Source organism: Methyloceanibacter methanicus, from assembly GCF_001723285.1.
Lineage (GTDB): Bacteria > Pseudomonadota > Alphaproteobacteria > Rhizobiales > Methyloligellaceae > Methyloceanibacter > Methyloceanibacter methanicus.
Genome location: NZ_LPWG01000011.1, coordinates 273,223 through 294,876, shown reverse-complemented (window position 1 = coordinate 294,876; position 21,654 = coordinate 273,223). Strand labels below are relative to the sequence as shown.

19 protein-coding genes and 2 pseudogenes are annotated in these 21,654 nt (G+C 64.6%); 9 read left to right on the top strand and 12 right to left on the bottom strand.

Annotation, left to right across the window (positions count from 1 at the left end; all coding sequences use genetic code 11):
* Positions 1 to 214: 214 nt before the first annotated feature.
* A complete protein-coding gene (locus tag AUC68_RS08885; protein ID WP_069437291.1) occupies positions 215 to 1,279 on the bottom strand; it encodes a DUF3108 domain-containing protein in 1,065 nt (354 codons plus the stop codon).
* A 222-nt stretch (positions 1,280 to 1,501) separates the two neighbouring features.
* On the opposite strand from AUC68_RS08885, the gene rpmB reads away from it, so the two are divergent.
* Positions 1,502 to 1,813 (top strand): 50S ribosomal protein L28, encoded by a 312-nt coding sequence (gene rpmB, locus AUC68_RS08880; RefSeq protein WP_069437290.1) that lies wholly within the window; start codon positions 1,502 to 1,504, stop codon positions 1,811 to 1,813.
* 18 nt (positions 1,814 to 1,831) lie between these two features.
* Here the strand turns inward: rpmB and AUC68_RS08875 are convergent, their stop codons facing one another.
* From AUC68_RS08875 to AUC68_RS08860, 4 genes are all read right to left on the bottom strand, one after another.
* Entirely contained in the window at positions 1,832 to 2,758 is a 927-nt protein-coding gene (locus tag AUC68_RS08875; protein ID WP_158008284.1) for an esterase-like activity of phytase family protein, read from the bottom strand.
* A gap of 130 nt (positions 2,759 to 2,888) precedes the next feature.
* A complete protein-coding gene (gene cobT, locus AUC68_RS08870; protein WP_069437289.1) occupies positions 2,889 to 4,790 on the bottom strand; it encodes a cobaltochelatase subunit CobT in 1,902 nt (633 codons plus the stop codon).
* A 50-nt stretch (positions 4,791 to 4,840) separates the two neighbouring features.
* Positions 4,841 to 5,830, bottom strand: coding sequence for a cobaltochelatase subunit CobS (gene cobS, locus AUC68_RS08865; RefSeq protein ID WP_069437288.1), 990 nt, complete (start codon positions 5,828 to 5,830; stop codon positions 4,841 to 4,843).
* 104 nt (positions 5,831 to 5,934) lie between these two features.
* Positions 5,935 to 6,558: a J domain-containing protein gene (locus AUC68_RS08860; RefSeq protein WP_069437287.1), complete on the bottom strand. Its 624-nt coding sequence runs from the start codon at positions 6,556 to 6,558 to the stop codon at positions 5,935 to 5,937.
* A gap of 162 nt (positions 6,559 to 6,720) precedes the next feature.
* On the opposite strand from AUC68_RS08860, the gene AUC68_RS08855 reads away from it, so the two are divergent.
* Positions 6,721 to 7,005 carry a BolA family protein gene (locus AUC68_RS08855; RefSeq protein WP_069437286.1) on the top strand — a complete coding sequence of 95 codons (285 nt, stop codon included), beginning with the start codon at positions 6,721 to 6,723 and terminating at the stop codon, positions 7,003 to 7,005.
* On the opposite strand, the gene AUC68_RS08850 is transcribed toward AUC68_RS08855, so the two are convergent.
* Genes AUC68_RS08850 through AUC68_RS17760 form a run of 3 tightly spaced genes read right to left on the bottom strand, consistent with a single transcriptional unit; the run spans position 7,002 to position 10,137 of the window.
* Positions 7,002 to 8,342 carry an HlyC/CorC family transporter gene (locus tag AUC68_RS08850; RefSeq protein WP_069437461.1) on the bottom strand — a complete coding sequence of 447 codons (1,341 nt, stop codon included), beginning with the start codon at positions 8,340 to 8,342 and terminating at the stop codon, positions 7,002 to 7,004. The genes AUC68_RS08855 and AUC68_RS08850 overlap by 4 nt on opposite strands.
* The gene (gene aroB / locus AUC68_RS17765) at positions 8,339 to 9,493 is read right to left on the bottom strand and encodes a 3-dehydroquinate synthase (protein ID WP_069437460.1); all 1,155 of its coding nucleotides are present in this window, start codon (positions 9,491 to 9,493) and stop codon (positions 8,339 to 8,341) included. The genes AUC68_RS08850 and aroB overlap by 4 nt, the downstream gene beginning before the upstream one ends.
* 14 nt (positions 9,494 to 9,507) lie before the next feature.
* Positions 9,508 to 10,137 (bottom strand): shikimate kinase, encoded by a 630-nt coding sequence (locus AUC68_RS17760; RefSeq protein ID WP_069437285.1) that lies wholly within the window; start codon positions 10,135 to 10,137, stop codon positions 9,508 to 9,510.
* A 150-nt stretch (positions 10,138 to 10,287) separates the two neighbouring features.
* On the opposite strand from AUC68_RS17760, the gene AUC68_RS17755 reads away from it, so the two are divergent.
* The 6 genes and pseudogenes from AUC68_RS17755 to AUC68_RS08815 all read left to right on the top strand — a co-directional run bounded on the left by AUC68_RS17755 (position 10,288) and on the right by AUC68_RS08815 (position 14,929).
* The gene (locus AUC68_RS17755) at positions 10,288 to 10,503 is read left to right on the top strand and encodes a hypothetical protein (RefSeq protein ID WP_244500461.1); all 216 of its coding nucleotides are present in this window, start codon (positions 10,288 to 10,290) and stop codon (positions 10,501 to 10,503) included.
* A gap of 98 nt (positions 10,504 to 10,601) precedes the next feature.
* Positions 10,602 to 11,540: pseudogene (xerD, locus tag AUC68_RS08835) on the top strand (site-specific tyrosine recombinase XerD); the annotation flags it as partial.
* A 171-nt stretch (positions 11,541 to 11,711) separates the two neighbouring features.
* Entirely contained in the window at positions 11,712 to 12,665 is a 954-nt protein-coding gene (locus AUC68_RS08830; protein WP_069437283.1) for an acetyl-CoA carboxylase carboxyltransferase subunit alpha, read from the top strand.
* Between the two features lie 291 nt (positions 12,666 to 12,956).
* Positions 12,957 to 13,952, top strand: coding sequence for a L,D-transpeptidase family protein (locus AUC68_RS08825; protein WP_141701173.1), 996 nt, complete (start codon positions 12,957 to 12,959; stop codon positions 13,950 to 13,952).
* Between the two features lie 132 nt (positions 13,953 to 14,084).
* Positions 14,085 to 14,279: a hypothetical protein gene (locus AUC68_RS08820; RefSeq protein ID WP_069437281.1), complete on the top strand. Its 195-nt coding sequence runs from the start codon at positions 14,085 to 14,087 to the stop codon at positions 14,277 to 14,279.
* A 23-nt stretch (positions 14,280 to 14,302) separates the two neighbouring features.
* Entirely contained in the window at positions 14,303 to 14,929 is a 627-nt protein-coding gene (locus tag AUC68_RS08815) for a L,D-transpeptidase family protein (RefSeq protein ID WP_069437280.1), read from the top strand.
* Here AUC68_RS08815 and AUC68_RS08810 read toward each other — a convergent pair.
* The 4 genes and pseudogenes from AUC68_RS08810 to AUC68_RS08795 form a co-directional block, all read right to left on the bottom strand.
* Positions 14,904 to 16,679: an SLC13 family permease gene (locus tag AUC68_RS08810; protein ID WP_069437279.1), complete on the bottom strand. Its 1,776-nt coding sequence runs from the start codon at positions 16,677 to 16,679 to the stop codon at positions 14,904 to 14,906. The genes AUC68_RS08815 and AUC68_RS08810 overlap by 26 nt on opposite strands.
* A gap of 73 nt (positions 16,680 to 16,752) precedes the next feature.
* Positions 16,753 to 19,517 (bottom strand): annotated as a pseudogene (gene secA, locus AUC68_RS08805) (preprotein translocase subunit SecA).
* 208 nt (positions 19,518 to 19,725) lie between these two features.
* Complete coding sequence (locus tag AUC68_RS08800) at positions 19,726 to 20,259, bottom strand: arsenate reductase ArsC (RefSeq protein ID WP_069437278.1); 534 nt, start codon at positions 20,257 to 20,259, stop codon at positions 19,726 to 19,728.
* 15 nt (positions 20,260 to 20,274) lie between these two features.
* Positions 20,275 to 20,616 carry an ArsR/SmtB family transcription factor gene (locus AUC68_RS08795; RefSeq protein WP_069437277.1) on the bottom strand — a complete coding sequence of 114 codons (342 nt, stop codon included), beginning with the start codon at positions 20,614 to 20,616 and terminating at the stop codon, positions 20,275 to 20,277.
* Positions 20,617 to 20,769: 153 nt separating this feature from the next.
* Here AUC68_RS08795 and AUC68_RS08790 point away from each other — a divergent pair, with 153 nt between their 5' ends.
* Positions 20,770 to 21,642 (top strand): peptidylprolyl isomerase, encoded by an 873-nt coding sequence (locus AUC68_RS08790; RefSeq protein WP_141701172.1) that lies wholly within the window; start codon positions 20,770 to 20,772, stop codon positions 21,640 to 21,642.
* Positions 21,643 to 21,654: the final 12 nt, after the last annotated feature.

Below are 21,654 nucleotides of genomic sequence, written 5' to 3'. Positions count from 1 at the left end.
TTTCGCAGGCCGTTCCCTACGACATGTTGTGGTTTGGGGTTGCCGCGTTAACTAAGGTCGGAGGCTGATGCCTCCGCCGTCGTTCTTCTTGCGTCATCGCCCGGCTTGACCGGGCGATCCAGTAACCAACGCCGTTCCGATTCACGACGGGCGGTGAATACGGGATGCCCGCCTTCGCGGGCACGACGAATTTAGGTTGGGGAGAAGGCGTGCCCTAGCGCGCCTCGGCCCGGCCCGCGCGGCCTGCGCGCATGGACGTGGCCACGGCGACCGCGGTGTAGCCCCCGAAGGCCGGGATCACGATCTGGTAGGGCACATACATCCCCGTGCCCCGCAAGGGCACGAGCCAGGCTTCGATGCCGTTCGCCTGCTGCAACTCCGCAATGCCCGGGTCGCCGCGCGGGTAGCCGGAGATGGGAACGAATTTCACCTTGCAGACGGCTGCGGGCCCCGAGTAGTTGCCGTTGCCCCGGTTCTGCACCATCACGCGCCTTTTCGGCTTCAAGACGAGATCGTAGCGGGAGCGTCCATCGAACACCGGGATCACCTGGTTGCAGACGCTGAGATCGGCGTGGAGGCTGTCGGAGCGCGCGGTGAGGAAGGCGCCGCTCAACGGATCCACCACGTTCTGGACCTGCTCCTTCGTGACCTTGATCTCGCCGGGATAGGGCTGGGGCCTCGGCCAGATGGTGACCGACTTCACGAACCCATCGCCAAAGTCGATCTTGAGGCGCTCGTTGTATTTTCCGTCCGACTGGCTGAAGGAATAGGATTTCGGGTTCGGGCCGTCCGTGGTCGCTTTTCCCGCCCCGCCAATCGAGCCCTGCCAGTTGAAGACCCAGCCCTTCAGCACCGAAAACGTGCCATTGCCACGCAAGGCGTATTGGCCGTTCTGCACCGTGCCGGAAATGCTGAAATTGCCCAGGTTGAACCGGCCGAGACTGATGTTGTAGACCGCGACGAACCGGGCCGAGGTGTCGACGGGAGAGGCTACTGGCGGGGCCGGATCGGCCGTTGGCGGCGCCTCGCTCGCGCCCTGCTCGTCTTTATCGCCGTAAAGGCCTTCGATCGGGAAAGGCGCGCGGTCGTCTAGGATCGGGCCGCGCGTGCTACCGTCGAGTTCGGCGTCGTCCCCCGCCATGTCGGGCCGGCTCTCGGCGTGCGCTTGCCCCGCGTCGCGTGCAGGCGAAAAGTCTAGCGAAATCAATGCCAAGCCTGTCAGGCCCAGCACCGCCACCGCCATGGCCGCAAAGCTCAAGAGATTTCGCGCGACCCGCATCTATCGCAGCCCCTCCCGGGTACCCCCAAAGTCCGTGTCCTGCTTGGCCACTGAGCAGGATTAGTCGGATTCGTCAATTGGGCCAACCTAGGCCGAATTTCCTGTCCTATCTTGACCGAATTCGGTCATCCCCGTATATGTCCCGGCCTTGAGCCTCGCGCTTGTGATGCGTCACGAGCTGCGTCAGGTAATCACACGATTTTCGCAAGAAGGATATGGACCATGGCCCGTCGCTGCGAGCTGTCCGGCAAAGCCGTGCTCACCGGCAACAATGTGAGCCATGCAAAGCGCCGCACGCGGCGCCGTTTCCTGCCCAATCTGAGCAATGTCACCCTTCAGAGCGACGTTCTGAAGAAGGCTGTCCGCCTCACCGTGTCCGCGAGCGCGCTTCGCTCGGTGGAGCACCGGGGTGGGCTGGACGCCTATCTGCTCAAGGCCGGCAATGACGAGCTCTCCTTGAAGGCGCCGCGCTTGAAGCGGGAGATCGCCAAGGCGTCCGAGGCGCAGGCGTCCGAGGCGCAAGCAGCGTCCTAGAGTTGCCCGCCACGCGCCTTAAGGCAGCGTGAACTGCATGATCAGCGTGCGCTGAAAAGCGCTGAAATTGTCGTCCGACATGAGCGTCAGGACGGTTTGTCCGTCGCGCGCGCTGTGCACCGCGATCGCTTCCATATTGTCGATGTTCAAGATGTCGGAGGCCTCGAGCAGGACTTCGCCGGCGATGAGCTTGCCGCGCCGCAAGTCCGACGCCTTGATCCGGCGGATGCGCATCTTGACGCCCTCGCTATAGCGGAAGCGGCGCTCCAAAAGCAGAAGCCCGCCATCGGGCAGCCCCGCCGCGCCCGTGAGATCGAACCCGCCGAGCCGCCGGACCGTGACGGTGCCGGGCGCCGGGCCGCCGATCAGAAAACCCATCAGATTGCCGTTGCGGTCCTTGAGCCGTTCGGGGAAGGCGACGATCGTTCCTTCCATCCGGCCGGCCCGGATGGTGGCGAGCGCCTCCAGTCCCAGATTGTCGCTCATGCCGCGTGCCGCCTTCGGCAAGGAGACCTCCCCGGTCGGAGGGCCGAAGCGCTCGGGCGTGAAGGGGTAGCGCATGATGCGGTGATCCCGCTCGAACGAGACGAGGGCGGTGCCGCTCCGCGTGTCGCCGGACAGGAGCGTCATGCCCTCCGCGTCCTGCCGCGCCACGGACCGCAACGGTTTGCCGTCCCGGTCGAGGATTGGGCCGAGCGTCACGTCGGACAGGCCTTTCAGCCGCCGCCCGTCATAGTCGAGGCTCGCCCGCATCCACGAGCCCGCGTCGGAGAGGGCGAGCAGGCTCGTGCCCGACGCGTTCAGGGCGAGCGCGGAATAGCCGCCGAAATGCGCCGACCGCGCGAAGACGTTGAGGCCGCCGCGAAAGGTGAGTTTGCCGAATTTCGTCTTCTGCGCCTGATCGCGGTCGAACGCGATCGGGATGACGGAGACGCGGGTCGCCACCGGCCCCGGCAGGGGCGCCGCGGGTTTGGCGATGAGCGCTGACGCACTCAGGTAGAGAGCAACGCCGGCGCGCCGCGAGCACGGCCATGCCCTTGCGAGAGACCATGCCCCGGCGCGGTGCCAGGCGCACCTAGTGCAGCACCTTGCGTTTGGCACGCGCGGCGGCAGGATTGGCGCGCATGAGGGCGCGGGCGGCCGCGTCCTCGTCGAACAGCTCGGCAAGCTTGTCGGTCATTGCGCCGGCAAGTTCCTCCGCGTCGGTGATCGTGACGGCGCGGCGGTAGTAGCGCGTCACGTCGTGGCCGATGCCGATGGCCAGGAGTTCGACCGGCGAGCGCGTCTCGATCTCGTGGATCACCTGGCGCAGATGTTTTTCCAGATAGGCTCCGGAGTTGACCGACAACGTGGAATCGTCCACCGGCGCGCCGTCGGAGATCATCATCAGGATGCGCCGCTGCTCGGGCCGGCCCAAGAGCCGGTTGTGGGCCCAGGCCAGCGCCTCGCCGTCGATATTCTCCTTCAAAAGGCCCTCGCGCATCATCAGGCCGAGATTGCGCCGGGCCCGCCGCCAGGGCATGTCCGCGGCCTTGTAGACGATATGGCGCAAATCGTTGAGCCGCCCGGGGAAGGGGGGCTTCATGGCGTTGAGCCAGGCCTCGCGTGCGTGGCCGCCCTTCCAGGCCCGCGTTGTGAACCCCAGGATCTCCACCTTCACGCCGCAGCGCTCCAAGGTGCGCGCCAGAATGTCCGCGCAGCAGGCGGCGACCATGATGGGCCGTCCGCGCATGGAGCCGGAATTGTCGAGCAGCAGGGTTACCACCGTGTCGCGGAATTCGGTGTCGCGTTCCTGCTTGAAGGTCAGCGGATGCATGGGGTCGATGATGATCCGCGTCAGCCGGCCCGCATCGAGCGTGCCCTCGTCGAGGTCGAAGTCCCAGCCGCGATCCTGTTGCGCGAGCAGGCGGCGCTGCAGCCGGTTGGCCAGGCGCGCGACCGCGCCCTGAAGCGAAACGAGCTGCTTGTCGAGGAACGACCGGAGCCGGTCGAGTTCCTCGGGGTCGCACAGATCCTCTGCCGTGACGATCTCGTCGAACGCTTCGGTGAAGATCTTGTAGCCGAAGGCCGACGGGTCATCGAGAACAGAGACGTTGGGACGCCAAGGATCGGAGCGCCGCGGCAGGTCGGCGGAGTCCGCGTCCTCGTCGAGCTGATCCGTAGCCCCGTCCTCCTGGTCCTCCATCGTCTCTTCGGAGGTGTCGTCGGGCTCGGCCTGCGCGTCCTGGGCGAGTTCGGTTCCCTCTTGGCTCTGCGCCTCGTCGCCTTGATCGTCGGCCGCATCGGACTCGGATTTGCCGTCGTCGGAGGCCTCGTCATCCTCTTCGCCCTGGTCGAGCTGATCGGCCATGTTCAGGGCGGCCAGGAGATCGCGTGCGAGCTCGCCGAAGGCCTCCTGGTCGAACAAGGTGCCCTGCATCCGGTCGAGCTGGACCTTGGCGCGTTCCTCGACCCAGGGGCGCCACAGATTGACGAGCGGCCGCGCGCGGGCCGGCGGCGCTTCGCCCGTGAGCCGTTCGCGGACCATCAAGGCCAGCGCGTCGGGGAGCGGCGCCTCGGAGCGTTCCGTCTCCTCGGTGATGCGGCTGCGCGCGTAGCGCTCCTCCGTGCGTGCGGTCAGGTTCTGGGCGACGCCCTCCATGCGCGTCGCGCCGATGGCCTCGACGCGGGCTTGTTCGAGCGCTTCGAAGACGGCCCGGGCTTCGCCGCCCGATGGCGCCAGGCGCCGATGAAGGGCTTCGTCCCGGCATGAGACCGTGAGCGCGGCCGCGTCCGCATGGCCGCGAATGGCCGCCAGCTCTTCGCGCGTGGGAACGCGCGGCGGCTCGGGGATGCGCGCCGTTTTGCCGGCAAGGCCGGGCGGTTCGTTGGAAAACACGACCTCGACGCCGCTATCGGCGGCAATGGCCCGTGTCGCCAGCGTCACCGCGCGCTTGAACGGATCGAGGGGCGCCTCTTTCCGTTTCGGTCCAGCCATGGGGATATCCTTGGACGGGGTGATCGCGCGTTGCGCCTGCAGGCGTCGCGTCAGCTCAACGCGACATTGGCGGTGGAGTCGGGCAAGTCCTCGCCGAAGCAGCGCTGATAGAACTCGGCGATCAGGCCACGCTCCAGCTCGTCGCACTTGTTGAGGAACGACAGGGAGAAGGCGGTTCCGACGTCGCCGAAGATCTCCGCGTTCTCGGCCCAGGTGATCACCGTGCGCGGGCTCATGACCGTGGACAGATCGCCGTTCATGAAGGCGTTGCGGGTCAGCTCGGCCACGCGGACCATGTTCGAGACGATCTTGCGGCCCTCTTCGGTGTTGTAGGACTTCACCTTCGCCACCACGATTTCGAGTTCGTCGTCATGAGGCAGATAGTTCAAGGTGGCGACGATCGACCAGCGGTCCATCTGCCCCTGGTTGATCTGCTGCGTGCCGTGATAGAGGCCACTGGTGTCGCCGAGGCCGATCGTGTTCGTGGTCGCGAACAGGCGGAAGGCGGGATGCGGCCGGATGACCTTCGACTGGTCGAGCAGTGTCAGCTTGCCGGAGACCTCCAGCACGCGCTGGATCACGAACATCACGTCGGGACGGCCCGCGTCGTACTCATCGAAGCAGAGCGCCGTATTGGTCTGCAGCGCGTAAGGCAGGATGCCCTCTCGGAACTCGGTCACCTGCTGACCGTCCTTGATGACGATCGCGTCCTTGCCCACGAGGTCGATCCGGCTCACATGGCTATCGAGATTGATACGGATGCACGGCCAGTTGAGCCGCGCGGCCACCTGCTCGATATGCGTCGATTTGCCCGTGCCGTGATACCCCTGGATCATCACGCGGCGGTTGTGTTTGAACCCGGCGAGGATCGCCAGGGTCACGTCGCGGTTGAAGAGATAGTCCGGGTCGACATCGGGCACGTGCTCGTCGGCCTGGGAATAGGCCGGCACCTCGAGATCGGTATCGATTCCGAAGACCTGGCGCACGGAAACGGACATATCCGGGACACCGGCGTCGTTCGTCGCTGTATCAAATGTCATGGTCGATGATGAGCCTTTATCGGTGATGGGCGCGCATCACGTCTCAACGACGGCGCCGGAATCCTCTGCAAAACAGCGATTTTGCGAGAATATGGCGGCGCGGGTTATGCGAGCCCCGCTTGCCTTAGATAGTTATAGGCTTGGATGACTTCACGCAACTTGTCCTCGGAGGACCGGTCGCCGTTGTTGTGGTCGGGATGGAGCCGCTTCACCAGTTCCTTGAACCGCGTCTTGATGTCCTGCTTGGTCGCGTCGTCGTCCAGGTTGAGCTGGCGGAGCGCCTTGCGCTCGAGACGCTTGACCGGCCGGCGGGGCTTTCCCGGGGCCTCGCCCGCGGGCCCCTTCTCGCCGAAGAGGCCGAACGGGTCGGCGGTCTCGAACCGGTATCCATAGCCGCTGCGCCGCCCCCGGCCGCGCCCTTTCGTCTTCCCATAGGCGTTGACGCCGACGAACCATGTGGGACGGTTGCCGGTCTGGTCCGCCTTCTGCTGGGCGACCACTTCTTCGTCCGGCACGCCGGAGAAGTAGTTGTAGCCCTTGTTGTATTCGCGCACGTGATCGAGGCAGTAGCGGTGGTACTGCCCTTCCAGCCCACGGCCCTTCGGGGCCGGGTAGAGCCCCGGCTGGTCGCACCCCTCCCACTCGCATTTGGGCGCGGAATCGCGCAACAAGCGGTTCTCGTCGGGTTTGACGCGCAGGTGGTCGAAAATTTTCGAGTCGAGTTTCATATGATCCGCATTATGGGAATCGTTATTGGGCACAACAAGGATGGCTCGACGGTGACAATGGCGATACTCTGAACGATTATGCGCGTTTGCCAGCGCCGCCGCGTGCCGCGTAGCCCATCCTCCCACGGGATTGCTTCCGTGCCCTTAAGAGTGTCGAGTCGAATGAGCGTCGAAGAGAGCATCCGAGAAAAACTGACCGCGGCCTTTTCGCCCGAGGCGCTGCAGGTCGTCAACGAATCCCATCTCCATGCGAGCCATGCCGGCTCGCCCGGCACGGGCGAAAGCCATTTCTCCGTCCGTGTGGTGTCGCCCGCCTTCGCGGGCAAGTCGCGGCTGGAGCGTCACCGCATGGTCAATGCTGTCCTGGCCGCGGAACTGTCGGGCAAGATTCACGCGCTCGCGGTCACCGCGCTCACGCCTGCCGATGCGGAAAAGAAGTCCGCCTAGGAGTCTTTCGAACCCGTCTTCGCGGCCGGTTTGTCGGCCGGTGCGTGCGCCGTCTCCGCCTTGCCCGCCGGTTCGTTCAGCGGCACGACGCGCAGCCGCGTGATGCGGTTGCGGTGGCGCCGGAGCACCTCGAAGCGGAAGCCGTGGAAGTTGAAGGTCTGGCCCGGATTGGGGATGGTCTGGGCCTCGTGAATGACGAGCCCCGCCACCGTGGTCGCTTCCTCGTCCGGAAGGTCCCAATCCATGAGCCGGTTCACGTCGCGGACCGGCACGAGGCCTTCGACCAGAAGCGAGCCATCGGGCTGCGGCTGGGCGTCCGTGGCGGCCACGTCCGTCTCGTCGGTGATGTCGCCGACGATCTCCTCGATAATGTCCTCCAGCGTAAGCAGGCCCATCACCTCGCCGTACTCGTCCACGACGATGGAGAAGTGGTTCTTCCGTTTCAGGAACGCGGCAAGCTGTGCCTTGAGCGTCGTCGTGTCGGGAACGAACCAGGGCGGGGTCGCGAGCGCCATGACGTCGATCTTGCTGACGTCCCCCCGGGAATCGCGCAGGGCCTGCAGCAGCGTTCTCGCGTGCAAAATGCCGACGATCTCCTCGCGTTCGCCCTTCCAGAGCGGCAGGCGCGTGTGCGAGCTCTGGAGCGCCTGATCGATGATGTCCGCCGACGGCAGGTCGGCATCGATGGTCACCATTTTGGTCCGGTGCACCATGATGTCGGAGACGTCGAGCTCGCGGAGATCGAGGACGCCGCCCAGCATGTCGCGGTCGCCCTTCACCACGCCGCCTTCCTTGTGGTGCAGCTCGATGGCGCCGCGGATCTCTTCATGGGCCGAGAGGACCTCGGCGTCGTCGTCGATATTCGAACCGAACAGCCGCAACGTATGGCGGACGAGGAATTGGAGCGCGGCCGTCACCGGCGCAAGCAGGGCCACCAGCACCTCGAGTGCCGGCGCCACGGCAAGCGCCATGCGGTCCGCGTTCAGGATCGCGTAGGTCTTCGGCAGCACCTCGGCGAAGACGACCACCAGCGCGGTCATGACGAGCGTGGCATAGGCCACCCCGGCCTCTCCGAAGACGGAGAGGAACAGGCTCGTGGTCAGCGCCGATGCGGCGATGTTGACGAGATTGTTCCCGAGCAGCAGCGCACCGATCAGGCGTTCGCGGGAGTCCAGCAGGCGGTTGACGAGGCCGGCGCGCGGATTGCCGTCGTCCTCGAGCGCATGCATGCGGGCCCGGCTGGCTGCCGTCAGCGCCGTCTCCGAGCCCGAGAAGAAGGCCGAGACGATCAGGAGGCCGAGAATCGCGCCGAGCGTCAGTCCAAGGGCCACGGTCATGAGCTCGCGCACTCCCGCTGCAGGAAGTCCGTCAGTTCGGTCATGGACACCTCGTCCTCGACGAAGGCTTCGCCAATGCCGCGCGCCAGCACGAGAACCATCTTGCCGCCTTTGACTTTCTTGTCTTGTGCCATGAGCCGCAGCATTTCGCCGGGCGTCGGCTTATCGCCCGGAATCGCGGGGATTGCCGTCGGCAGGCCCACGGCCCGGAAATGGGCCTCCGCCCGCGCGGCGTCCTCGGCGGGGCAGAGGCCTCGCTCGACCGAATAGGTGAAGGCCTGGCGCATGCCGATGGAAATCGCCTCGCCATGCAGTAACCGGTCCGAATAGCCGGCGAAGGCCTCCAGCGCATGACCGAAGGTGTGGCCGAGATTGAGGAGCGCGCGTTTGCCGCTGACCTCCAATTCGTCCTCCATGACGATGGTCGCCTTGGCGCGGGCGCTCGTCTCCACCGCATGACGGCGCTTGGGCGTGTCGCCGGCGAAAATGTCCTGCCAATTCTCCTCGAGCCAGGCGAAGAAGGGCGCATCCCCGAGCAGGCCGTATTTGGCGACCTCCGCGTAGCCGGCGCGGTATTCCCGTTCGCTCAAGGTGGAGAGCACGGAAATGTCGGACAGGACGAGGCTCGGCTGGTGGAACGTGCCGACCAGGTTCTTGCCTTGCTTGGTGTCGATGCCGGTCTTGCCGCCGATGGCGGAGTCGACCTGGGCCAGCAGCGTCGTCGGCATTTGCACCACCCGGACGCCACGCCGGAGGATCGATCCCGCGAAGCCGGCCAGGTCGCCCACGACGCCTCCGCCAAGCGCGATCACGCAGTCGCCGCGTTCGACACCCAGTTCGAGAAGCGTTTCGCTCAGCTTTGCGAGCACGGGGAAGCTCTTGCTCGCTTCGCCCGGCGCGACCACGGCGGAGCCAAGGAACAGATCTTCGGCTTCGAGGCTCGCCTTGAGCGGCGCAAGGTGCAGCGCCGCCACATTGGCATCGCTGACGACCGCAAAGCGCGCGCCCGGAAGCAAGGCCTTCAGGCGTTGCCCGGCACTCGCGATCAGACCCTCGCCGATCACGATCGGATAGCCCCTCGCGGCAAGAGCCACCGCGATCTCGGTCTCGCTGCCGGTCGGTCCGGCCGTCTTCGTCTGTGTTTGCGCCACGGTCGTTCCGTTCCTCACTGCGCCTTTGGGGCATCGCCGGCTTGTTCGCCCGGGCCGTCTACCCGGAGCCGGGCCGAAAGCGCATCGACAATATTGGCCACCATGATTTCGTGGGGCACGTCCCGGCTCTCCACGGTGATGTCCGCTCTTGCGTAGACGGGGTTCCGCTCCGCCATCAGCTTCTTCATCACGGTCTCGGGATTGTCGACCTGCAGCAACGGCCGATTGTCCCGGCGTCCTACACGTTTCATGAGGACGCGCAAGTTGGCTTTGAGCCAGATCGAAATTCCGTGTTCTTTGATCGCGGCCTGGGTTTCGGGGTCCATATAGGCGCCACCCCCCGTTGCAAGCACTTGCGGACCGTTTTCAAGGAGCCGCGCGATGACCTTCCGCTCGCCGGTCCGGAAATAGGCCTCGCCGTGCTCGGCGAAAATCTCGCCGATGGTCTGGCCCGCCGCCTCCTCGATTTCGCCGTCCGCGTCGGTGAACGGCAGGTTGAGGGAGGCCGCGAGCCGCCGTCCCACCGCCGACTTGCCCGCGCCCATCAGCCCGATCAAGACGAGGGAGTTCGTCCCGAGAGACCGGCGGATTTCCGCCAGTTTCCGGTCGCGGTCTCTATTTTGTTCGGCAATACGTTGAGTCATTGGCTGGAGAGGTTAATAAGGGGCCATGCTGACAGGGTGCCGTCGAATCGTCCATGATGGGATGCGCGAGGGGTTAAGGTGCTTCGGCGTTTTGAGTCATAATGCGGCCCTGTTCGATATTGGTCGATAATTAGGAACACGAGCGCCCCGATGCCAACATTGTTTCGTTTCCTCGCGGTCTTAGGGACGATTGCCGGTGTCGTCGCTGGAAGCCTTTATGTGCTTGCTGAATACTTTCAGCCAGAGCCAAAAGAAATCTCCAAGGCCTTGCGCGGCCTCAAGGCCGAGCCGCGTGCCGTGTCGCCCACGGCGGCCTCGGCCCAGGAGCCGTCCATCACCCTGCCTCCGAGCCATCGCGCCCAATAGGCGGTTGTCAGCGCTTGCCGGTCTGTGGCGGCCCCAGGTGAGGGGGTAACCGTGGCGCGTCCGACCCCGTCCTTGCGCCCGCGTCGGCCTCCGAACTTGCGCTTTTCGTTGAAATGCTTATGGCCGAGCGGGGTGCGGCGTCCCACACGATCGCCGCCTATTCGCGGGATTTGTCGGACTTTCTGACGTTTCTGGCCGCCAAAAAGACAGAGGCCGCCGCCGCGTCGGCGGACCACGTGCGGGCCTATCTCGAGGTCCTGTCCGCCGAAGGGCTTGCCCCGGCGTCCCGCGCCCGCAAGCTCTCCGCCATCCGGCAGTTCTTCCGGTTCCTGTTGGCCGAGGGGGTCCGCAAGGACGATCCGACCGCGGCGATCGACAGCCCCAAGCGGGGGCGCCCCTTGCCGAAGGTCCTATCGCTCGCCGAGGTCGAGACTCTGATCGGGACGGCGAAGGAAGCCTGCGCCTCGGCTCCTGAGGGGGCGCCGCGCCGGCGCGCCCATCGGCTCAACGCGCTGCTGGAAACGCTCTACGCCTCGGGCTTGCGGGTTTCCGAACTCGTGGCCCTGCCGCGCAACGTGCTCGCCGTGGACGACCGGGTCCTGACCATCAAGGGCAAGGGCGGGCGCGAGCGGCTGGTGCCGCTGAACGATGCGGCCCGGGAGGCGCTGGCGGCCTATCTCGCGGTGCTCGCCGAGGACCCCGCGCGCAAGGCCTCCCCGTTTCTATTCCCCACGGGGGACGGGGGACAGCACATGACCCGTCAGCGCTTCGGTCAGGAGCTCAAGAGCCTGGCGCTGGCGGCAGGGCTCGATCCCGCGCGCGTCTCGCCGCACGTGTTGCGGCACGCCTTCGCCAGCCATCTGCTCGAACGGGGCGCCGACTTGCGGACCGTGCAGCAATTGCTGGGACATGCGGATATTTCCACCACGCAAATCTACACCCACGTGATCGAGGAACGGCTGCGGCGGCTCGTGGAAGAGCACCATCCGCTGGCCAAGGCCGGGTTCGCGAAGGTGCGGTTAACGAAGGCGCGCTAGAGTCTTTGCCTCCGGGACGGCAATGGTCCCAGTTGACAGGACATGGCCGCGAGGCCACTTAGAGCCGGATTTCGGCCGGTTTCCCTTTTGTCGTATGGATGCCCGGCGACTGTCGTAAGGATGCCTTGAAGTAGAGCTGTTTTGTCTTTTCAACGGGTTTAGCCGGACTGCATGCGTACGTATCTCGATTTCGAAAAACCGATCGCGGAACTTGAAAGCAAGGTCGCCGAGTTGAAGGCCCTTGCCACGGACGACGATTCCGTTCTGATCGACGAAGAGCTGAGCCGCCTCGAGACCAAGGCGCGCGACGCTCTCGTGGAGACCTACGCCGCGCTGACGCCCTGGCAGAAAACCCAGGTGGCACGCCACCCCGAGCGGCCACATTTCACCCATTACGTCCAGGATCTGGTCCGCGATTTCACCCCTCTGGCCGGCGATCGCTATTTCGCGGAGGACGAGGCGATCATCGGCGGCATCGGCCGGCTTGCCGGCCGTTCCGTCATGGTGATCGGGCACGAAAAGGGGTCCGACACCGAGGGGCGTATCAAGCACAATTTCGGCATGGCCCGGCCCGAAGGCTATCGCAAGGCGGTGCGGCTGATGGAGATGGCCGACCGGTTCTCCTTGCCGGTCGTGAGCTTGGTGGATACGGCGGGCGCCTATCCCGGCATCGGGGCCGAAGAGCGCGGCCAGGCCGAGGCGATCGCCCGGAGCACGGAATGCTGTATGCGCCTCGGGGTGCCCATCGTTTCGCTGATCATCGGCGAGGGGGGGTCCGGGGGGGCTGTGGCGCTCGCCACCGCGAACCGCATCTTCATGCTGGAGCACTCGATCTACACGGTCGCTTCGCCTGAGGCCGCCGCGTCCATCCTGTGGCGGGATTCGGCGCGTGCCCAGGATGCCGCCACGAACATGAAGATCACGGCCCAGGACCTGAAGGCCCTCGGCATCGTCGACGGGATCATTCCCGAGCCGGTGGGCGGGGCGCACCGGGACCCGCAAAGCGTCCTGCAGGCGGCGGGCGATGTCATCGTCAATGCCATTGCCTGGTTCGACGACTACACGCCCGATCAGATCCGGAAAGAGCGCCGCGAAAAGTTCATGGCCATTGGGCGCGAGGCCTAGCAGGTCTGGAGGCCCAGCAAGTTTTGGGGCCTGGCGGGATGGGGCGCTTGCGGTCCGGGTTGCCACCAATCTGGTGCTCCCGTGCGCGGCCCTTTTGCCCCGACCCGTCTTCATCTGTCTCTTTTCGGCCCAAGTGCGACCAGATAAGCCTATAATTCGAATGGTCTTGGGCCGTGGGGACGGCCCAAGCGGGACATGGGTCAAGCGGGACTTGGGTCAAGCGGGACTTGGGTAACGTTCCGTTAACCATTGTGAACTGAAGTCGGCCGGGGGTGCAAAAGGGCTCGCCGAATGCGTCGATCAAGGATCGTCACGGCCATTTTGTGGGCGGGCGTGGTCGTGCTGGCGGCCGCGACGTCAGGCTGTTCGGCCTATTATCCCCCGCATATGCGGCCGCTGTCCGCGAAGACCCGCGCCCTGATGGCCGAAAAGGGCATGACCGAGTCCCAGCCCATCCTCATTCGCGTCTTCAAGGCCGAATCCGAGCTCGAGGTCTGGAAGCAGAAGGATGACGGGCATTTCTACCATTTGAAGACCTATCCGATCTGCAATTTCTCGGGCGGGTTGGGCCCCAAGCAAAAGCAGGGGGATTTGCAGGCGCCCGAAGGGTTCTACCTGGTCGACGAGAAGCGGCTGAACCCGAAGAGTCATTACCATCTGTCCTTCAACATCGGCTATCCGAACGCCTACGACCGTGCTCTGAAGCGCACCGGCGCCAACCTCATGGTTCATGGCGAGTGCAAGTCCCGCGGCTGCTACGCCATGACCGATGCGGTGATCGAGGAGATCTATGCGCTGGCCCTCGAAGCCTTTGCCGGCGGGCAAGAGAAGTTCCAGATCCACGCCTTTCCCTTCCGGATGACGACCGCCAACCTGGCGGCACACACCGACAGCCCTTGGTTCGATTTCTGGGTCAATCTGAAGGAAGGCTACGACTATTTCGAGGTTACCCGTCTCGAGCCGACCTTCGCGGTGTGCGGCAGGCGCTATGTCGTCAACGGCGACTTTCCGGGCGGGACGCTTCCCAACCCGAAACGGGCGTGCCCGCGCTACAGCAAGCTGCCCATGGTCGCCTTCAAGCCCAAAACGGAGCGGCGCGCCGTTGCCCAGTCCACGTTGGCCAAGCCGCTCGGCAGCGTCATGGATCTGCAGTTCGGCGAGATCACCCCGGTCTACAACGTGATGACGCTCGGGCCCGCCACGCCGGACCCGAAGGAGAAGGCGCAAAAAGAGGCGTCGGCCGATGGGAAAAAGAAGGTTGCGCAGCGGGGATCATACGCGGACTGACCGCCATGTTGCGCTCAACCGCGATGAGGCCCCCCGTCCCTTAACGCGCTTCCTTTCCCTCGCCTTCTTTCTTAGGCGACGTAGCGGCCGAAGCAGAGGGCCGGGTCACAGGTCCGGCCTAGAGGACAGACGATGGTGCGGTTTCTTTTCGTTTCGATCCTACTGACGGCGCTGGTTGCCGGCGCCTTGTACCTCTTCACGCCGGAAGGGCGGCAGTTGATCGACCGCGTCACCATCAACTGGGACCGCCAAGCGAACCACGCCCTGTTCCGCGCCGGCAGGCCCCTGCCGGGACGCCCGACCTCGACCGGTTCTCGGCGCGGCTGAACGCGGCGGGCGTCAAGCCCGGCATGCCCGTCCATTTGCGCATTTACAAGCTCGAGTCGGAGATCGAGCTGTGGGTGCAAAAGGGCGGCCGCTTCGTGCGCTTTGCCACCTATCCGATCTGCATGTGGTCGGGGCGCCTCGGACCCAAGTTGAAAGAAGGCGACCGTCAGGCCCCGGAAGGGTTCTATACGGTGGACAAGGACGGGCTCAATCCCAACAGCGTCGAGCACCTGTCATTCAATCTGGGCTTTCCGAATGCCTATGACCGGAGCAAGGGCCGCACCGGATCGTTCCTGATGGTCCATGGCGGCTGTGCGTCCATCGGCTGCTACGCCGTGACGGACCGTGTGGTGGACGAGCTCTGGGCGTTCGTCACCGCGGCGTTGGACAACGGTCAGACGCGCATTCCCGTCCATGCCTTTCCATTCCGGATGACCGAGAAGAACCTGCGACTGCGATCCGGAGACAAATGGGCGCCGTTCTGGGCCAATTTGAAAGCCGGCCACGATCTGTTTGCCAGCGACAAGGTCCCGCCGAAAGTCGGCGTCTGCGAGGGGCGTTACGCGTTCGAGCCGGGTACGCTCGCCACCGTGGACGGCCTCGTCGAGGAACGGTGCCCCGATGCTAGATCGGCCAGAAATACAGAATGAGCGGCGTGCCGGCGAGCAGCACGATCAGGGAAAGCGGCAGGCCGAGGCGCCAATAGTCGCCGAAGCGATAGCCGCCGGGTCCCATCACCAGCGTGTTGCATTGATGACCGATGGGCGTGAGGAAATCGCACGCAGCCCCAATGGCGACCGCCATCAGGAAGGCATCGGGCCTGTAGCCGAGATTGCCGGCGAAGCTCGCGGCGATGGGCGCCATGACGAGCACGGTGGCGGCGTTGTTGAGGAAGGGCGTCACCGCCATGGCCGCGGCCATCAGCAGGAGCAACGCGCCGTAGACCGGCAGTTGCGAGGCGGTCGCCGAGAGCCACCCGGCGATGAGATCGGTGCCGCCGGTGGTGCGGAGCGCGTCGCTGACCGGGATCAGCGCGCCCAGCATGACGAGAATGGGCCATTCGACAACGTCGTAGGCCTCGCGCAACGACAAGGCGCGGACCAGGAGCAGGATCACGGCGGCGCCGAAAAAGGCGATGGCGACGGGCACGATGCTGAAGGCGACGAGCCCCATGGCGAGGGCGAGTACGGCGATGGGCAGGAGACTGCCCCGCCGCCCGATGCGCAAGTCCCGCTCGGCAAGCGGCAGGAGATGCAGTTCCCCGAGCGTCTCGGGCATGGTGCTCAGATTGCCCTGGAGCACGACCACATCGCCGGCGCGCAGCTTCACCGCGCGCAGCCGGTTGGCGATACGCCGCCCTGTGCGGCTGACGGCCAAAAGGTCCATGCCATGACGTTCGGCTAGTTTGAGCTGGCCCACCGAATAGCCGACCAGTTCGGAATCCGGCGTGATCACCGCCTCCATGATGCCGATCTCGTCGCTCGGCGTGTCGGTGGTCGCCCGTCCGTTCTCGTGGCGCACAAGCGTGAGCTTTTCCAAGGCAACCAGGCGCTCCAGGGCGGAGGGTTCGCCGCGCAGGATCAAGACGTCGTCCGGCTTGATGACGCTGTTGCCTGCCGGATCGAAGCGGCGTTTGGTTCCCCGGATCAGGGTGATGACTTCCACATCGCCTTCGCTCAGGTCCTCGAGGGCCTTCACGGTGATATTGGCGGCCGGAGAGTCCTTGGGAACGGCGACCTCGGTCGTGTAGCCGTCCAGGGTGAAGGCGGCGTCCATGGACACGGTGCCCTTGCGGTCGGCGGGCAAAAACCGCCAGCCGAACAACAGAAAGAGGAAGCCGACGATCGAGAGGCAAGCGCCGACAGGGGCGAAGTCGAACATCTCGAAGGGCTGACCGAGGGTCTGCTCGCGCACGCGGCTGACGATGATATTGGGCGAGGTGCCAATCAGCGTCACCGTACCGCCAAGCAGCGCGCCGAACGACATGGGCATCAGCAGCGACGACGGCGAGGTTCCCGTCCGGCGCGAGACTTGAAACGCCACCGGCATCAGCATGGCCAGAGCCCCGATATTCTTCACGAAGCCGGACATGACCGTGACCGAGCCGACCAGGGCGCCGATCTGCCGGTAGACCGTGGTGAGGTAGGGGCCGAACCGGCGCACGATCCGCTCGATCACCCCGGACCGGCCGACGGCCGCGCTGACGATCAACGCGCTCGCCACGATGATGACGATGTCGTCGCTGAATCCGGAGAAGGCTTTTTCGGGCGGGACGATGCCGGCTGCGATGGCGGCCAGCAGAGACAGGAGCGCCACCACGTCGTAGCGCAAGCGTCCCCAGATGAAGAGCGCCATCATGGCGGCGACGATGGAGAAGGCGAGCGCCTGGTCGACCGTCATGGCGTTCGCGCCCCCCTCAAGACCTTCGCCGCACCAAAGCCTGGTGCGCCGGATTCAAGCCGGCATGCGCGCGCTAGAACGCGCCGTGGCAGTGCTTGTATTTCTTGCCCGACCCGCACGGGCAGGGCGCGTTGCGCTGAACCTTGCCCCAGGTCGACGGGTCCGCCGGATTGAGCGCCACCGCGGCGGCCTTGCGGGTTCGCACGGGCGCGGCGCCGCCGGAGGCCGAAGCGGCATCGGCGGTTTCCAGCGCGAATTCGTCCTGGCCCGTATTCGGGTCGAGGTGATGGACTTCCATGGGCGGCAGGTCGGCGATGTCCAAGGCCGGGGCGTCGGTTTCCTTGGCGAGTTCGGCATGCATGATCTGCCCGGTGACCGCCTCGCGCAGCGCGCGAGCATCTGCTCGAACAGGGTGAAGCTCTCGCTCTTGAATTCGTTCAGCGGATCGCGCTGGCCGTAGCCGCGCAGGCCGATGACCTGGCGCAGGTGCTCCAGGGTCACCAGATGCTCGCGCCACAGGCCGTCCAGGGTCTGCAGCAGAACCGCGCGCTCAAGCTGCCGCATCGTCTGCGCGCCGAACTGGGCCGCCTTCTTGGCGGCGGCTTCGTCCGTCGCCTTGACCAGGCGTTCATGGATCTCGGCCTCGGCGATGCCTTCCTCGTCCGCCCAGTCGGCGACGGGCAGGTCAAGCCCGAAGACGTTTTCGAGCTTCTCTTTCAGACCCTCAAGGTCCCACTGTTCGGGATAGGACTTCTCCGGAATGGCCTCGGCCACGAGATCGTCCACGACCTGACGGCGCATTTCCGCGATGGTTTCGTTGAGGTCCTCATCGGCCAGAAGCTCGCGGCGCTGCTCGAAGATCGCCTTGCGCTGATCGTTCATCACGTTGTCGAACTTCAGCAGGTTCTTGCGGATGTCGAAGTTGCGCGCCTCGACCTTGCCTTGCGCCTTTTCGAGGGCCTTGTTGATCCAGGGATGGACGATCGCCTCGCCTTCCTTGAGGCCGAGCGCCTGAAGCATGCCGTCCATGCGTTCGGACCCGAAGATGCGCATCAGGTCGTCTTCCAGCGACAGGAAGAAGCGGGACGCGCCCGGATCGCCCTGACGACCGGAGCGGCCACGCAACTGGTTGTCGATGCGGCGGCTTTCGTGGCGCTCCGTGCCCACCACGTAAAGACCGCCGGCCTTGAGGGCCTTCTTCTTCTTTGCCTCGATATCGGTCTCGATTTCGGCGCGCTTGGCCTCGATCTCCGCCGGCGTCGGCTCCTTGCCCTTTGCCGTCTGTTCGGCCAGCCAGTCCTCGAGACGCATCTCCGGGTTGCCGCCGAGCTGGATGTCCGTTCCGCGGCCCGCCATGTTGGTGGCGATGGTCACCGCACCGGGCACGCCGGCCTGGGCGACGATATGGGCCTCCTGCTCGTGATAGCGCGCGTTCAGCACGTTGTGCGGAACTTTGCGCTTCTTCAGCTGCTCGGAGAGGATTTCGGACTTTTCGATCGAGGTGGTGCCGACCAGCATGGGCTGGCCTCGCTGCTGGGCGTCGCGGATCAGCTCGATGATGGCGGCGTACTTTTCTTGCGCCGTGCGATAGACCTCATCGTCTTCGTCCGCCCGCGCCATCGGCCGGTTGGTCGGTACTTCGATGACGTCCAGGCCGTAAATGTCCATGAACTCGTCGGCTTCGGTCGCCGCCGTGCCGGTCATCCCGCCGAGCTTGTCGTAAAGCCGGAAGTAGTTCTGGAACGTGATCGTCGCGAAGGTCTGGTTCTCCGGCTGGATCTCGACATGCTCCTTGGCCTCGAGAGCCTGGTGCAGGGCCTCGGAAAAGCGGCGCCCGGACATCATGCGCCCGGTGAACTCGTCGATCAGCACGACTTCGCCGTTCTTCACGATGTAGTCGCGATCGCGTTGAAAGACCTTGTGTGCCCGCAAGGCCTGCTGCACGTGGTGCACCACGCTGACATTCTCGACGTCGTAGAGGGAGTCGCCCTTCAACAGGCCGGCTTCGATCAGAAGCTGCTCGATATGTTCGTTGCCCTCCTCGGTGAGCGTCGCGTGGCGAGTCTTCTCGTCGAGCTCGAAGTCCTCGTCCCGCAGCTTCGGAATGAACACGTCGATCGTGTTGTAAAAATCCGACCGGTCGTCGAGCGGACCGGAGATAATCAACGGCGTACGGGCCTCGTCGATCAAGATCGAGTCGACCTCGTCGACGATGGCATAGGCGTGTCCGCGCTGGACCATCTCGCTTTCGAGATATTTCATGTTGTCGCGCAGATAGTCGAAGCCGTACTCGTTGTTCGTGCCGTAGGTGACGTCGCAGGCATATTGCGCCTTGCGCTCCTCGTCGTTGAGATCGTGTTCGATCGTGCCGACGGTCAGCCCCAGGAATTTGTAGATCTGCCCCATCCAGGCCGCGTCGCGTTTGGCCAGATAGTCGTTCACGGTGACGACATGCACGCCCTTGCCGGTCAGCGCATTCAGATAGACAGGGAGAGTGGCGACCAGCGTCTTGCCTTCGCCGGTCTTCATCTCGGCGATGCGGCCCTCGTGAAGCACCATGCCGCCGACGAGTTGCACGTCGAAATGGCGCTGCCCGAGCGTACGCTTGGCGGCTTCGCGGACGGTGGCGAAGGCCTCGGGCAGAAGATCGTCGAGGTTTCCGCCGTCGGCAAGGCGTTTGCGGAACTCTTCGGTGCGCGCACGCAGGGCTTCGTCCGTGAGAGCGGAGACTTCGGGCTCGAGGGCGTTGATCGCCGCGACGGCGGGTTCGTACTTCTTGAGTTTGCGATCGTTGGATGAGCCGAAGACTTTGGTGGCAATTGTGCCGAGGGAAAGCATCGAACCGTTAGCCTCTTAGTGGCGTGAGCCGGGCCGCGCGGGGCTCTCGAAAGCCTGGAGGTCCTTGGCTGATGGAGTGTGGGACCCCCGGCTGAATTTCGCCGGTCTCACTCGGAAAACAGCGAAAAAGAGTGCCGGGGGTCAACGCCGGAGACATAAGTTGCGGCCCAAGCCTTGTCAACGCGGCTGCGGGGCAGCCGTGGCACGGTCAGGCTGGCTCTTTGGTGGCCGCGGCGCCGTGTTTGCCGATCTCGTCGAGCTGCTTCTGCAACGAGAGCTTGCTCAGGCTCGCGAGCGGGAGGTTGACGAAGATCGAAATGCGCTGGAACAACATCCGGTAGGTGTCATCGAAGGCCAGAGCGCGTTCCGCCTCGGTGCCTTCGACCGCCGCCGGGTCCGGCAGGCCCCAATGGGCGGACATGGGCTGACCGGGCCAGATCGGACAGACTTCCTGGGCCGCGTTGTCACAAACGGTGAAGACGAAATCGAGCTTGGGGGCATCGGGGCCGCTGAACTCCTCCCAGGACTTCGAACGCAAGCTGGACACGTCGTAGTTCAGCTTCCGCAACAGGTTGAGGGCAAAGGGGTTGACCTTGCCCGCCGGCATGCTGCCGGCACTGTAGGCTTGGAACTTTCCAAGGCCTTCGCGGTTCATGATGCACTCGGCCATGATCGACCGGGCGGAATTGCCAGTGCAGAGAAAAAGGACGTTCAAGGGGTCTTTGGCGTCGCCGGTTGTCATTTCGGTTTCCTCCGTTCAGTCCGAACAACACGTCGCAAGGGTCGTTTCGATCAACGGGCCGCAAACGGACGGGTCCCCTTGGCAGCAGTCCTCCATCAAGAAGGACAAGAGAGACCGGGTCCCTTCGAGATCTACGGCGTAAATCATGGACCGGCCTTCTTTTCGGGCCTGGACGAGATTGGCACGGGCAAGAATGGCAAGATGGGACGACAGCGTATTTTTGGGTACGCCCACCGCTTTGGCGATGTCGCCCGCAGCCATCCCATCGGCGCCAACCTGGACCAGCAACCGGAAAACCTTGAGGCGGCTCTCCTGCGCCAGCCCGCTGAATGCCCCGATGGCCTCGTTGATATCCATAATTCTAGAATTATTGAACAAAGCGAATGCTGTCAATTCCTTCGGCTTGGCAACGACCAAGGCCAACGCTAAGAAGGCATCCGGGGAAGCACCCAAACCCGCTCCGCCTGCCTGTCGAGGAATTGGCCGGAGCCGAAGACGAGGATCAATCCAGTGAAATTGTGGTCAGCCTTGCTGCTCCTGGCAGCGTCGATGTCTTTTGTGCCGCCAGCCCTTGCGGACGACCCCGTGGTGGCGCGCGTAAACGGGTTTGAGATCAAGCAATCCGATCTAGATTTTGCCGCTTCCGAAGTCGGACCGCGGCTCGGTTCCGTCCGACCGACCGACCGCCAGCGCATCCTGATGCAGTTCATGATCGAGAACGAGCTCTTTGCCGGTGCCGGCGAGCAGGAAGAGCTGGACGAGAGCGACACGTTCGAGAAGCGGGCGGCCTATCACCGACGCCGTGCGTTGCGCGATGCGTATTTCGACAAGAACATCAGAGACGCCGTCGACGAGGCGGAGGCGAGGAAGATCTTCGAAGAGAATATCTCCAAGGTGAAGCCGGAGCAGGAGATCAGTGCCCGGCATATTCTCGTCGATACGGAAGAGGAGGCGAAGGATGTCAAGGCCCAGCTCGAAGGGGGTGCCGATTTCGCCAAGCTCGCCACGGAAAAGTCGAAGGACAAGAACGCCGAGGGCGGCAGTCTTGGGTTCTTCTCGCGCGGACAGATGCTGAAGCCCTTCGAAGACGCGGCCTTTGCCCTCGATGTGGGTGAGATTTCGGAGCCCGTGAAGACGAGCTTCGGCTGGCACATCATCGAAGTTCAGGAAAAGCGGACTCAGGAACTGCCGAGCTTCGAGGACGTCAAAGACCCGATCATCAGCCAACTCGTGGTCCGCAAGGCACAAAGCGTCGTTGGCGATCTGCGGTCGAAAGCCAAGATCGAGATCCTCGATCCGGAGATCAAGCGGGCCATGGACGATGCCGCCATGCGCGGCGAGGCGCCGCCCTTGCCCGACGAAGAGTTCAACGAAGACCACTAGCGGGTCGGTTTT

Coding starts and splice junctions, on each gene's coding strand:
- AUC68_RS08815 (WP_069437280.1), top strand. CDS start 14,303: ATGCCCGTCCATTTGCGCATTTACAAGCTCGAGTCGGAGATCGAGCTG.
- AUC68_RS08795 (WP_069437277.1), bottom strand. CDS start 20,616: ATGGATATCAACGAGGCCATCGGGGCATTCAGCGGGCTGGCGCAGGAG.
- AUC68_RS08820 (WP_069437281.1), top strand. CDS start 14,085: ATGGTGCGGTTTCTTTTCGTTTCGATCCTACTGACGGCGCTGGTTGCC.
- AUC68_RS08825 (WP_141701173.1), top strand. CDS start 12,957: ATGCGTCGATCAAGGATCGTCACGGCCATTTTGTGGGCGGGCGTGGTC.
- AUC68_RS08855 (WP_069437286.1), top strand. CDS start 6,721: ATGAGCGTCGAAGAGAGCATCCGAGAAAAACTGACCGCGGCCTTTTCG.
- AUC68_RS08800 (WP_069437278.1), bottom strand. CDS start 20,259: ATGACAACCGGCGACGCCAAAGACCCCTTGAACGTCCTTTTTCTCTGC.
- AUC68_RS08885 (WP_069437291.1), bottom strand. CDS start 1,279: ATGCGGGTCGCGCGAAATCTCTTGAGCTTTGCGGCCATGGCGGTGGCG.
- AUC68_RS17755 (WP_244500461.1), top strand. CDS start 10,288: ATGCCAACATTGTTTCGTTTCCTCGCGGTCTTAGGGACGATTGCCGGT.
- AUC68_RS08810 (WP_069437279.1), bottom strand. CDS start 16,679: ATGACGGTCGACCAGGCGCTCGCCTTCTCCATCGTCGCCGCCATGATG.
- cobT (WP_069437289.1), bottom strand. CDS start 4,790: ATGGCTGGACCGAAACGGAAAGAGGCGCCCCTCGATCCGTTCAAGCGC.
- AUC68_RS08860 (WP_069437287.1), bottom strand. CDS start 6,558: ATGAAACTCGACTCGAAAATTTTCGACCACCTGCGCGTCAAACCCGAC.
- rpmB (WP_069437290.1), top strand. CDS start 1,502: ATGGCCCGTCGCTGCGAGCTGTCCGGCAAAGCCGTGCTCACCGGCAAC.
- AUC68_RS08830 (WP_069437283.1), top strand. CDS start 11,712: ATGCGTACGTATCTCGATTTCGAAAAACCGATCGCGGAACTTGAAAGC.
- AUC68_RS08850 (WP_069437461.1), bottom strand. CDS start 8,342: ATGACCGTGGCCCTTGGACTGACGCTCGGCGCGATTCTCGGCCTCCTG.
- cobS (WP_069437288.1), bottom strand. CDS start 5,830: ATGACATTTGATACAGCGACGAACGACGCCGGTGTCCCGGATATGTCC.
- AUC68_RS17760 (WP_069437285.1), bottom strand. CDS start 10,137: ATGACTCAACGTATTGCCGAACAAAATAGAGACCGCGACCGGAAACTG.